Source organism: Paraburkholderia rhizosphaerae (genome assembly GCF_004366595.1).
GTDB classification, from domain to species: Bacteria; Pseudomonadota; Gammaproteobacteria; order Burkholderiales; family Burkholderiaceae; genus Paraburkholderia; species Paraburkholderia rhizosphaerae.
Genome location: NZ_SORE01000024.1, coordinates 86,100 through 98,692, shown reverse-complemented (window position 1 = coordinate 98,692; position 12,593 = coordinate 86,100). Strand labels below are relative to the sequence as shown.

General features: G+C 59.3%; 10 protein-coding genes. 4 read left to right on the top strand and 6 right to left on the bottom strand.

Annotated features, from left to right (window positions below):
* Window positions 1-25: 25 nt before the first annotated feature.
* Window positions 26-763 carry a response regulator transcription factor gene (locus tag BX592_RS26340; protein ID WP_341804903.1) on the bottom strand — a complete coding sequence of 246 codons (738 nt, stop codon included), beginning with the start codon at window positions 761-763 and terminating at the stop codon, window positions 26-28.
* Between the two features lie 406 nt (window positions 764-1,169).
* On the opposite strand from BX592_RS26340, the gene BX592_RS26335 reads away from it, so the two are divergent.
* Both BX592_RS26335 and BX592_RS26330 read left to right on the top strand, forming a co-directional pair.
* Complete coding sequence (locus tag BX592_RS26335) at window positions 1,170-2,114, top strand: AraC family transcriptional regulator (protein ID WP_134196159.1); 945 nt, start codon at window positions 1,170-1,172, stop codon at window positions 2,112-2,114.
* A gap of 462 nt (window positions 2,115-2,576) precedes the next feature.
* Window positions 2,577-4,364: a sensor histidine kinase gene (locus BX592_RS26330; RefSeq protein WP_166676472.1), complete on the top strand. Its 1,788-nt coding sequence runs from the start codon at window positions 2,577-2,579 to the stop codon at window positions 4,362-4,364.
* An 81-nt stretch (window positions 4,365-4,445) separates the two neighbouring features.
* On the opposite strand, the gene BX592_RS26325 is transcribed toward BX592_RS26330, so the two are convergent.
* A complete protein-coding gene (locus BX592_RS26325; RefSeq protein WP_134196155.1) occupies window positions 4,446-4,985 on the bottom strand; it encodes a response regulator transcription factor in 540 nt (179 codons plus the stop codon).
* A gap of 264 nt (window positions 4,986-5,249) precedes the next feature.
* On the opposite strand from BX592_RS26325, the gene BX592_RS26320 reads away from it, so the two are divergent.
* Window positions 5,250-5,705 carry a DUF3331 domain-containing protein gene (locus BX592_RS26320; RefSeq protein WP_134196153.1) on the top strand — a complete coding sequence of 152 codons (456 nt, stop codon included), beginning with the start codon at window positions 5,250-5,252 and terminating at the stop codon, window positions 5,703-5,705.
* A 61-nt stretch (window positions 5,706-5,766) separates the two neighbouring features.
* On the opposite strand, the gene BX592_RS26315 is transcribed toward BX592_RS26320, so the two are convergent.
* The 3 genes from BX592_RS26315 to BX592_RS26305 form a co-directional block, all read right to left on the bottom strand.
* Complete coding sequence (locus BX592_RS26315) at window positions 5,767-6,471, bottom strand: glutathione S-transferase N-terminal domain-containing protein (RefSeq protein ID WP_134196151.1); 705 nt, start codon at window positions 6,469-6,471, stop codon at window positions 5,767-5,769.
* A gap of 146 nt (window positions 6,472-6,617) precedes the next feature.
* Complete coding sequence (locus BX592_RS26310) at window positions 6,618-7,574, bottom strand: AraC family transcriptional regulator (RefSeq protein ID WP_134196149.1); 957 nt, start codon at window positions 7,572-7,574, stop codon at window positions 6,618-6,620.
* Window positions 7,575-7,837: 263 nt separating this feature from the next.
* Entirely contained in the window at window positions 7,838-8,755 is a 918-nt protein-coding gene (locus tag BX592_RS26305) for an NADP-dependent oxidoreductase (RefSeq protein WP_134196147.1), read from the bottom strand.
* Window positions 8,756-9,353: 598 nt separating this feature from the next.
* On the opposite strand from BX592_RS26305, the gene BX592_RS26300 reads away from it, so the two are divergent.
* Window positions 9,354-9,899, top strand: coding sequence for a YkgB family protein (locus BX592_RS26300; RefSeq protein ID WP_134196145.1), 546 nt, complete (start codon window positions 9,354-9,356; stop codon window positions 9,897-9,899).
* A gap of 490 nt (window positions 9,900-10,389) precedes the next feature.
* On the opposite strand, the gene BX592_RS26295 is transcribed toward BX592_RS26300, so the two are convergent.
* Entirely contained in the window at window positions 10,390-12,381 is a 1,992-nt protein-coding gene (locus BX592_RS26295; protein WP_166676471.1) for a right-handed parallel beta-helix repeat-containing protein, read from the bottom strand.
* Window positions 12,382-12,593 lie beyond the last annotated feature (212 nt).

Here is a 12,593-nt window from a genome sequence, read left to right as displayed (position 1 = left end):
TCGTTAGCGCCGTAAATTCGCTCCATCAATCGCGCAAGATGTGCGCTAACCCAGGCTCCAGACGGTAAGCCACTTCGCCTGCGCCGCCCTCGTACGATGTGGGGATCTTCTGGTTGTCCAGTCCCCTTGTCAGACTTTCCATCTTGATCAGTTGCGCAAAGTTGCGCGCCTTCATCTTGTTCATCAATGACCGGCGCCCGACCTTGACGGTGATTTCGCTCAAACAAAGCCGCGATGCAATCTGCTTGTTCATGAGTCCGTCGCCTAGCATTCGTAGCAGTTCTCGCTCGCGATCAGAAAGAGAGCGATAGCGATTGCGCAGGTTTTCGCGCGATTCCTCGATCGCACGCATTTGCTGGTCGTATTTCAGCGCGGACATGACCGCGTCGAGCATGTCCTGGTCGCGAAACGGCTTGGGCAGGAAATCCCTCGCGCCGGCCTTCATCGCCTGCGCAGTCATTGCCACGTCGCCGAACGCCGACATGAAAATGATCGGCGGAACGTGGTTTCTTTGCACGAGACGACTTTGCAGATCAAGACCGCCAATGCCAGGCATACGGACGTCGACAATCAGGCAGCACGAGTGTCCGCTCGTGTCGTTCCTGTCGAATTCCAGAAATGCCTGGGCCGATGCAAACGCCCTCGAACGAAGGCCCACCGTCGAAAGCAGTCCTTGAAGAGCTTCGCGAATTGAGTCGTCGTCGTCGACGACGAAAACCGTCTGAGCAAGATGATCGCCTGATCCGATTGCAGATGCTGCCACGCCTGGCTCCTATGCAATAGTGTGCAGAGCACCTCGCCGCCTTGTGACCACGACATGTGGAAGGACATGAGCGAACGGGGCTACGGTGATTAGCAGTTTAAAGGGAGCCTCGAAGCAGAAAGTCCCGAATAAGTCGCCGTTCGTCCATTTTTGAGTAGTATCCGCTTTAAGCATGGAAAACGACTGAAAGTGCTGATTAGAATGTCGCGCCGACGAATTGCGTGGGGGCGGGGGCCTGTGAATGTGTGGTGAGGCCGCCTTGCAGCTGTTACCTATATAGAATGGAATAATCAGGAATGGTGCAATCGATCAGAACGCTGCCGTGTGGGCTATCCGCTTTCGCGAAGTCCGCCGGTTTCGACCACTGTGCGGCGCTCAGGGTGCGGAGGACATGCAGGCCGTGGCAATGACGCAACTTACCCGAATCTCTGCGACCGATCTGGACAGCCTGCTCACGCGACTCGATGTGAAATTTGTTGATCTTGCCGAATGTCACGTGAGTCCGGGTTGGCGGTTGTCGTTTACTCCGTCGAGGATGCCCGCGATGCACTACAACCTCGGCGGTACCGGCGAACTCGTGGTGAGCGGACATGAGCCAATCCGTCTGTCGCCGCACATGCTGATTATCGCGCCCGCCGAGCGTCCGTTTCACATTACGGCGTTCGATCCTGACGGCCGTATTCCGATGCTAAAAATGGTGGACCCGCAGCCCAGCGAGAGCGGTGAACTGGTGCGCTACGTCGCGGGAAGCGACAAGCCGGAAGTGACGCTTGTGTGCGGGTATTTCCAGGCAGTCTATGGCACCACAATCGGCTTGTTCTCAGGGCTAACATCGCCTATCGTCGAACATTTCGATGCCGAAGATCAACTCGATCAAAAGCTGAAGTCGGTCCTCGACGAACTCGCGGGGCAGCAGGTCGGTGTCAGCGCGATGACGACCGCGTTGCTCAAGCAAGTGCTTGTCATGCTGCTGCGCCGTTCACTCACCTCGACGAGTGTATTGGGCGAGCGCTTCTCGATGTTGAGCGACCCGCAGATTGCCCGTGCATTCTCGGAGATGGTCAATCGGCCCGGGGCTCCGCATTCGATCCGTTCGCTCGCGCAGGCGGCCGGTCTCAGCAGGTCGTCGTTCATGGCGCGGTTTGCCGACCTGATCGGCGAGTCGCCGATCGCCGTATTGCGTCAATTGCGCATGCGACAGGCGGCCGCGATGCTCGCTTCGAATTGCCAGCTCTCCATCGACCAGATTGCCCGTAGCGTCGGCTATTCGAGCCGTAGCAGTTTCCTGCGAGCGTTCCGGAAGGTCTACGGAATGGATCCTTCCGCCTATACGGAAAACGAGCGCCCATAGTGCGCGCAGCACGAGGCGTGTAGTCCATACGTTTGTATAGCCGCCGATACCTATTCCACGTTGCGGTCCGACTCTGCGCGACATTAAATGCCGGTAGCGCGACGCGGCGGGCGGGCGGTTTCGTCTGTTGTCCGCGCTCCGGAGCGTGGGCCTTGATCGGCCAACGGGGCACGCGGGTCGCTCCATTCTCTCCGTGTCGCTGGCCACTCGCGCATTGACGAGGTCGGTCGGTCGATGCAATGCAAGTTTCACGATGCGGCCTTGTGCAGCAGCGCCGTAACGAGCGGTGTCTTCGTGATGGCTTCAGCCTGAGCCGGCGCCTTCGCCACGGCATGGGAACGGCCCGTCCTCAAGCTCGAGAAGACGCACATGCCCCTGCGTGCCGTACGCAATCCGTTTCACGGCGCGCGTAGCCTATCCAGGCACGGCGCGGGGCGAACACGCGCCGATGCGAGCGAGTCGATGGATCGCGGTGCACATCATGGTTCTCCTGCCATCAGCGCGTCTTCCGTGCAGTGTGCGCCAGCAGGCGAGCTAACGCTCTACAACGGGATATCGGAATCCTTAATTTCTATGTCATCAATGAACGAAGCCGCGGTTCGATACGTGACTGGACTTTCGGCGGTGGTCGATTGCTCTTCGAGTATTCGCGGCCAGACCGATGCGGGACAAATCTTCGACATTTTCATGAGAGGGGTGCTTTCATTGTGTGATGCGAGTCGTGCACTGGTCGTCTCGCGCACGCCTGGCAAACCCGTCATTCTGTGCCAGGCCGCTCAAATGGGCGACGTCGTCACGACGCACACCTGTGATACGACGCTGGACGAGAAACCGCTAGACGACAATCACGTTGCCGCAACACTGGCCCGTCTCGCGCAGGAGTTCGCGCAGGAGCCCTTTAACGAGGCGGCCGATCGCAGCAGCGGCGCGCAATGTGCGGTGGCGGATCATGTTGAGTGGGTCTCGCTGAATGCCGGTGAAATTGGTGGGGACCTGTTGTTGATCGGCGAAGCCGGCGTCAAGGTCACGCTGACGACGACAGCACGCGCGTTCATTCTGCTGCTCGCCGCGCAAGCGGATCTCGCGTTGCATAATGTCCGCCTCGAAATGCGCGTCGTTCAGGAGGAGAACGCGAGGCAAGCCGCGGAGCGCGATTTGATCGCAAGCGAACTGGCTCTCGCAGAGGGACAAAGAATCAGCCGCACCGGCAGTTGGCGATGGAACCCGCGAACACGACGCATGATCGGCTCGAAAGAGTTCTTTCGCATCTACGATTTGCCGGGTCAATATGATCTGTCGTACCACGCATTTGTCGCACGCGTGTATGCGGATGACCGCCCGCTGTTCGAGCAGGCGCTGGTGGACGCCGCGGCGCAATGTAGCGTGTTCAAGTTCGAATACCGGATTCTGATCGATGACGGCAGCATCCGCTATCTGAGCGCTGAAGCGCATCCGAATCTCGATCCGGAAGGGGGGCTTGAATTCGCGGGCATTGTCATGGACGCGACAGAAAGACGGCTTGCGGCCGAGGCGCTGCAGGCCGCGCAGGATGAACTGGTGCGCTCGCTGCGCTTTGCGGCCATGGGCGAACTGGCTGTGTCGATCATCCATGAGATCAATCAACCGCTGACCGCAGTCGTGACGAACGCTGAAACGTGTCTGCGCTGGCTTGCACGCTCGAGGCCGGAAATCGAGCAGGCTCGGCGCGCCGCAACAAGAACGACGCGCGATGCGGACCGTGTCGCGAAAGTCGTGACCGGATTGCGCGCGCTTGCGTGGAAGACCGGCTTTGCGAAGACCGCGGTGGATATTGACGATGCGATACGCGAAGTGGCGCTGATGCTGCGCAGCGACATCGAGCGCAATATGATCAGCCTGAGGCTTGCACTGGCGGCGCATCTTCCCGTGCTCGGCGACCGCGTGCAACTTCAACAGGTGCTGCTCAATCTGATGCGCAACGCAATTGAAGCGATGGCCGGCAGGGAAGGCCCGCGGCGGCTGCAGGTATCGACTGCGATGATCGGAGACGAAGCGGTGCAAATCACGGTGCACGACAACGGCCTCGGATTCAGCGCCGATATGAAGGGGCGCGTATTCGAAGCCATGTATTCGACGAAGAAACACGGCATGGGCATGGGGCTGCCGATATCCCGCTCGATTGTCGAGGCACATGGCGGCAACCTGGCCGTGTACTCGAGTCCCGAACAGGGCACGTCGTTCCAGTTCGCCGTGCCGTGCGCCTCCGAATGACCCGCGCGGATCGTCACGCGGCAAGCGATGGTCGAAGTTCAAACAAAGCAGGACTGTCAACGTTAGCGGTTCGACGAAAGATCACGGCGATTCGCGCGATGACAATGCCCTTTCTATCTCCCCGATCAGTTCGGCGCTACTGAAAGGCTTCACCAGATACGCCGCTGCGCCACCGGCCGTGGCCTCGCGCCGCGCGCGCTCGTCGAAATAGGCGGTCATCAGAATGACGGGCGCCGTGCAGCGGATTGCGTGCAAATAATGCTGCAATTGTATGCCGCTCATTCCATGCATCTGGATATCAGTCACCACACAGCTGACTGAATTCAAATCGCTTGACGCGAGGAACTGCTCCGCCGAGCTGTAACTGCTGACTGGAAAGTCGAGCGAGGCGATAAGGTTTTCAACGGCCTCCCGAACCGACGGGTCGTCGTCTATGACTACGATCATCTTGTGCTCTAGAGAACAGAAAGCGAAACCTGCTTGAATGGGCGATGCAAGGGTCGGCTTCGTGAGTCGCGTTTCGGCGGGCCGCTGCAGGCGATTGAAGTACAGGGCGAAACGCGCAACGTTAGCACAATAGTACGCCAGACATAATTGACCCAGCCTATACGTTCGTATCAATTTTTTACGGGCTGTTTTTTATCAACGCATACGCGATGGCCGGCTATGCACTGCTGAATAAAAGCGCGATTACGGTCCTGCCTCGGATGTGTTCGGGAACAATATCTTGGGATTCAAATGAATACCTTGGTCTGGTTGTTCATGTCGAATGACTATGGCGTAATGGATGTCATGGGTTATGACAGTAAAAAACGGGAATAGTTTGATCTGCAACCAGGCGGGCGAGGCCACGGGATCTGGAACGGACTATCACTGGAGGTAAGGATGAGCCAGACGGGTAAAGACGAGTTGATCGCGCGTGCGCTGGTGGACCTGGTGGTTCGACCAACGCGAACGGTCGAGGAGATGCGCGCGCAACTCCACAGGAAGTGGGCCAAGATCCACGCGTGCGGCGCACTGGTCGACGAGGCCGACGCACGCTGCACCGAAACGACAAAGCTGAAGGCGGCAATTCTCGGCCGGCTCAGCCCTAGCACGATCGCGGTGCGCTGGAGCGATTCCCGATCCGGTGCCTACGGCGAGCAGACGTGGCGTATCGGACGCGCGTGTCGCTACTCGCGGTGTGCAGCCACGGGGCTGCATATTCAACCGGGCGATGCTGTCTTCAAACCGGTGCCCATTCACTACAAGGTGCCATTCAACGGGAACCGGATGATCCTTGCATCGGCGGTTGAATCGAACATGAGTGGAGAAGACGGACAGAGGGCGGCGTCCAGGTGATAGCCCGTTCCACCTCTGTCCCACACTTTTCCGATTACGTTCGCTGGTTTTGTCGCGCGTTTCATGCGCGGGCTGGAATCTCGATACCCTTTGCAACGGCCGGACGCTGAAGAAACGCGTTGAGTGCACGCATCACGTGTGGAAAGTCAGTGATACCAACGAGATCACCCGCCTCGTAAAAGCCGATCAGATTGCGCACCCATGGGAAGGTGGCGATGTCCGCGATCGTGTACGCGTCTCCCATGATCCACGAGCGTTCGGCAAGGCGCCCGTTGAGCACGTTGAGCAAGCGGCGCGCCTCGGCGACGTAGCGGTCGCGCGGACGCTTGTCCTCGTAGTCCTTTCCCGCGAACTTGTTGAAGAATCCGATCTGACCGAACATCGGCCCGATGCCGCCCATCTGAAACATCAGCCATTGAATCGTCTCGTAGCGTCCTGCCATGTCTTTCGGAATGAACTTTTCGCTCTTGTCAGCCAAGTACATCAGGATCGCGCCGGATTCGAACAGCGCGAGCGGTTTGCCGTCGGGACCCGATGGATCGAGAATCGCAGGAATCTTGTTGTTGGGGTTGAGCGAGAGAAACTCCGGGGACATCTGGTCATGGGTATCGAAGCGCACGAGGTGTGCTTCGTACGGTAGCCCGGTTTCTTCGAGCATGACCGAAACCTTGACACCGTTCGGCGTCGGCAACGAATAGAGCTGGATGCGTGCGGGATGCTGTGCACGCCATTTGCGCGTAATCGGGAACGCGGAAAGATCGTTCACGCGGGGCTCTCCTTCAAAGAACTTCAAGGGGGAACCGTTCTCTGGCTATGACGGCTGGAAGTCGTCACTTTAGGATTTCCCGATATCGATTACGAGACTGAATTGGCTCAATAAATTGTTCGAAAGGATCAAAGCGACGCAGACCCTTAGCGGCTTTCGCGCGCGAGGCGGCGCCATTTGCCTGGCGTCATCCCCATCCACTCGGTAAACACCCGCGAGAATGACGAAATGGATCGATATCCTACCGACTCGGCCACGGCCTCGGTGGTCATCGCGGGCTTCTTCAGCTCGTTGGCGGCGAGGCTCATCCGTATATTGGTCAGCAGTTCGACCGCCGATATCCCCAGCTTGTCCTGAAAGTGCCGCATGAACGTCGCGCGTGACATGTTGCACAAGTCGGCTAGCTCAGGCAGGTTCCAGGGCTGCGCCGGATCGGCGAACATCGCTGAAATGGCCGGGGCCAGTCGTGAATCACCAGCTAGCGCCAACAGGCCTGGCGGCGCCTGCTCCGATTCGCTCGCTGCACGCAGTGCCAGCGCGAATAGCGCCGAGCTCAGCGCATTGAGTATCGCGTGGCCGCCCAGTTTGTCGCTGCCGGACTCGATGCGCATCAGCTCGACGAGAATCGCGAGGCCGCTCGAAGCGGACTCGATGCGCTCTTCGCCATTGCGGTCCATCGCGCGTACTACCAGATTCGTGGGCAGATAATTGCGAATCAGCCGGTCATGAGGCGGTCCGATAAAAAACCGTCCGCACAACATGTCGAGGTCCTCGCTTAAGCCGTCGTTCCTGCTGAACGTCCATCCCGCAGAGCTCCGGCGATTGTGGGTAGGTGCTGGCCTATCGCCGCTGCCATCGTGCAGCACGTGCGCCGACCCGTGAGGCAGCAACACGATATCGCCTCCCACCAGTTCGCTGGCCAGCTCCGTCTTCGGGTCCTCGATAATGGCCCGGCCCTTGAGTACGACGTGGTAAGGAACTTCGTGCGCCGCGGACTCAGGCCAGGCGACACGCCATGGCGCACCGTAGGTGCAGCGGACCTCCAGCTGGCCCGTGATGGTGATCATTTGCAGGAGATGGCTCAGCCAGTCAACTCGGGACATAGGGCCTCTGGAGCTTGAAACGCTCAAGTATCTCTCAAGTATCTTATTGACGTCGCGCGGCGGTTCTACGCCGCACGCAACTCAGTTGATTTTGCCATTCGGTCGTCCGCGGCTGTATATGGTTGCTTTTGCCTGGTTGGCGGCTGGGGTGATCGTGAGTCGGGACCTGATGTGAGCGGGTTCCGACCGCGTTGGCAGATAGCCAGCACGTCTGATAGATCGTAACCGGCCGATTTGCAAAACACCGCCAGGCCGCGTGTCGCTCACGGGCGAACGTCGACGATTATCTTCCCGCTGATCCGCGTGGCCGAATTGAAAGTGACGACGGCGTTGTCGAGGGGCACGACTTTGCCGATGTTCGTCCGCAGTCGTCCGTCCCGCATCCGTTGCACGATCTCATTCAGTTGCGCACGATCGGATTCGACAACGAAATCGATTGCCAGACCGTTGTCGGGCCGCGCCTCGGCCGGTCCGACAACGGACACGAGTATTCCGCCGGCTCGAATCATGCGTGCCGATCGCTTTCCGATGTCACCGCCGATGACATCGAACACCAGATCGACTGCGCCGACGTCTTCCAGCGTATCGTTGTCAAGGTCGACAAACTCTTGCGCGCCGAAGTCGAGCGCTTTCTGACGGTCGGCAGCGCGGCCGGTCCCGATGACGTAGGCGCCGGCCTCTCGCGCGAGTTGCGTGACCATCGTGCCGACTGCGCCGGCTGCGCCGTGCGCGAGGACACGCTGGCCCGCCTGAAGACGCCCATGCTGGAACAGCCCTTGCCATGCGGTCAGCGCCGAGATTGGCAGGCTTGCGCCCACTGTGAAGTCGACATCGCCTGGCAGTGGAGCAAGATTGCGAGCCTCGATCGCCAGATACTCCGCGAGCGTGCCGTCGCGATACCAGTCCGCGAGGCCGAACACGCGCTGTCCCACCGATAGCCCTGTCGTGCCGTAACCAATAGCAGTGACTACGCCGGCCAGCTCGTGGCCGGGAATCGACGGGGTTCGGTCACGGCCGTGGCGATCGGTCCACGTCGAGGGCCACTGCAACTCGGTGCCGATGTATCCCGACGCATAGATCTGAACGGTAACGTCGTTTATCGCTGCCGTCGGCTCAGGCCGCTCGGTTAGCTTCATTCCGGCGGTTCCGGCCGCCTGATCGTTCACAACGATGGCCTTCATGAGAGTTTCCTCCTTGCGCAATCTTGCAGTGGTGGAATGGGAATCGCGCGGTGCACGTGTCGACGTGACGCCGCTTTCCGAGGGGTGCGGCGCAACCCCGAGGCTTGACCATTGACACGTTATCGACGCGATATCTCGTTTATCGGTTCAAGGGCGAAGGCCCGCGCGTTGAGGATTGCAGCTGGAGGACGAAGTTTTCGAAGTTGGCCGGATCAAACTGTGGCTACGAAGCCAGCCGTCGTTTCATCGAAAGTGCCTGTCCCTGCGATATGCATAGCAATCCGTAGCAGCTGAAGGGCGCACTCATGGGGGTGCAGTCAGCGTGGTCTACGTCGTCGCTTCCGAATCTCGATTAAATTCAATCTCAGGATGCCGGTCAACGTTCCATAGGTATAGGGGCGTTAGTGTCGGATCGTTTGCCAGCCTACGTGTGCTCCGCGCTCATACCTAGGTATAAAAGGATGTACTCACGATGTCGTGAATAACGATCGTTATGGTCATAGACTTCACTGACCGCGAACCGGCATTGTCATAAAGAGAACTTCGCGCAACGAGTGAGAGAGATCAAAAGCATGAGTTTTTACGAGCAGAGGCGTATATGACTTACCTGGAAGAAAAACTGCAAGTGACCGATGGCGCACATCCGCTTCGTCTACAAATTGCTGAAAAGAGCGTGGGATCGCTATACCTTTTCGGTCTGCTCAGGTGGGCGCTGGTCGTTGTCTTTCTCTGGTTTGGCGGGATGAAATTCACTTCATATGAAGCGAATGGTATAGCGCCTTTCATCGCGCATAGCCCGTTCATGAGTTGGCTGCACACGGTGTTCGGCATCAGAGGGGCGAGTGAAGTCATTGGCGTGCTGGAGTTGTCCACCGCCGCCGCGCTTATTGTCGGAGCAGTCCGGCCGTTCTTCTCCGCGTTGGGGGCGGCTATGTCGACGATGACCTATCTCATCACGCTCACCTTCTTCTTGAGTACACCCGGTGTGGCAGAGCCGACAGCAGGTGGCTTTCCGGCAATTTCAGCGGCGCCTGGCCAGTTTCTTCTTAAAGACCTCGTCTTGCTCGCCGCATCATTGTGTCTGCTCGGCGCATCCGTGCAGGGACTGCACCGCAAAGACCAACAGTCGCAAGATGGAAGATAGAGAGCGTTGGAATCTGATCGCGCGTTTTCCTTGCCACGGCTGCGCGTCGTACGCCCTCAGTTTCGCAATAGCCGGATCACGGATGACGACCACGCGACGCGCCATTTTCCGGAACCGCAAGCCCACGCGTCAGTTGCGATATGTGCGATGCGATTACCCGGGCCGTCTCGGGTGCCGTACGTATCGCCGAGATGATCGATGGCCGCCGAAACGCTTGTCTCGAGTCTGCATAACTTACTCTCGCGCCTTTGGTCATTCGCTTTTCGTTTGTCTGGAACGTCCAGTCTCGCTGAGAAACTGACTAAGAGGCAACATGCGGCGCGAGAGGGACCGCATGAGACCATCCGTTCTGGGTCAAATTGAGGATGCGCTGAGTCAAGCGATTCGCGCAGGCGAGCTCGCGCACCGCGACTGATGAAACGGCATCCTGCGATGCGTGCGGTGCGGTTCATTGCTCGCGTGACAGGTAACCCGAGCGGTTGTTTCTTGCCTACCTTTGGGCCGTCGAAGCCGCGGCGATGGGCGGCGCCAGCAGCGCCGCCGGTGTCCCGAACAATGAAGGCATGAAACCCGAGGCAATGGCAGGCGACGACGGAGAAAGGGCGAAGTCGTCGTAGGTCGTACGGTCAGCGTCTGCGATCGCCCTTGCAAACACGACACTACTCGCGTCGAAGAGTTGTCCGAGCGTAACGAACGGTTGCGCGCCGAGGTCGATCGAGGCTTCGCTTCCATTGATCACGATGTTGCGGTTGAATACGTTTCCGACGGGTGCGCCGAGGTGGTCCTGAAGAATATTGGGCAGCGTCGGATATTGGGTCGAGTAGGGCGGCTGGTTGTAAGGCACCGCGCGCAACGCGGTCTGGAATATGCCGCTCGGATTGATGACGTCGGGGTTCTGCCAGGACAGGCCGCGCGAATCGACATAAAGCGCCGGCGACGAGTTTGCGAAGAGATTGTCCTCGACGATGTTGTCGCGACCGCCGCCGATGAACACGGCCTGGTTCACGCGCGAGAAGACGTTGCGGCGGATGATCGTGCCGCTCGCTTCGTCATCCAGGTATACGCCGACTGTCGCTTGCGGCTCGGTCGTGGTGCCGATGTCGTGGATAAAGTTGTCCTGGATCACCGTCCCGCGCGCGCTCCAGTCGCGGCCGGTGTAGATCGCTCCCGCATCGGCGGTTTCGGTCACGACGTTGTAGATCTCGTTGTCCGAGATCACATGATTGTTGCCGGTGAAAATAATCGCGGCGTGCGGGCCCGAATAGATCGTGTTGTTGATCACGCGAGCGCCTACACCGGCCACATTGATCGCGGGACGATATGCGTGCGAGCGCCGCGCGAAGTCATGCATGTTGCTGCCGGTCACGAAAGCGTTGCCTGACGCGAGCGTCGTGCGATTGCCATTGACGATCACGATGCCGCCCTCGCCGGTGTGCGCAAGGATGACCGAGTCGAAGCCGCTGCTGCCCGCATTGGAAAACGCACCGCGGTCGCCCGTATTGCTCAGGATCGCGTTCTGCACCAGGATGTTGCCGCCGCCGTTGAGATCGATGCCATCGCCGCGTGCGATATCGAAAGAGAGGTTCCGGATCGTAAGATTTACCGCGTTGTTGACCGTCAGCAGCGTATCGACGATGGACGCCTGAACATCGCCCCCGGCCATCGGTGCCGGCGGCCACAGGAACACGCGCGCGGTAGCACGGTCCACGTAGTACTCACCCGGCTGATCGAGTTCCGAGAGTGCGTTTTGAATGATCACGCGTTGGCCCTGAAGCAATCCGAACTCGGGGGCGGGCGACTGCAGTGTGAGTACGCCCGACGAGTCCACGGACGTGACCGGAAGCGTCGTGTCGGCCCAGTCACGCGCCCAATAACCCATCGCTTCGAGGTCGGGTTCGTTCTGCCATGCGCTGGTGTGGCCGCCCGAGACGGTAAAAGTGAGGCCGGTCGGCCCGTTCGGCAACGATTGGATCTTTGCGAAGCCCGTGTTGGGCCAACGCGCGACGGTCATCGGTGCATCACGGAAAAAGATTTCGAGCGGAGCAGGTGTGATGGCGATGTCATAACCGTGCCGCTGCTTCTTGCCGAGGTCGGTGATGCCGTTGCTCGTCAGGCTTGCGACGACCACACTGCCCCGTGCGGCAGACGGCAGCCGCGCGAGCGATGCGGCGTCGGTGACCGGCGTGAAACCCGACAGTACCTTGCCGCCCGTAATGATGGCCCGGCCACTGGTCGGGCCGGTGATCGTGATCGGTGTGCTGCTCCAGGTCGGGTCGGGAGCCAGCACGAGCGGCGCGGTGAGACGATAGGTGCCCGCCGCGAGGACGATATTTAAACTATCGATGCTGCTTCCGACGAGCCCCTTGTTTTTGCCGAGTAACGACAGCACATCGCGCAGGCTTAAGTTTGGCGAGGTAAAAGTGATCGGATTGGATGCAGGCGTCTGGCCGCTTTCACGCGCATTGGTTGCCGCAGCTGTCAAATTTACGTCCATCGCCGCGCACGGCGCGCTAAACAGAATGAGCGCGAGAAACGAAAACAATGGGGCGTCGCTGACGCGTGCCTGACACCGGGTTAGTGCACGACGAAAGGAAAGGATAAACGTCATGATAGTTCCTGCGGGTTCGAGGTCGTTCAAACCCTACCCGAGGCCGCGCCAGGCGGGTACTCAATGGTTGGGTAGTTGTGTGACAC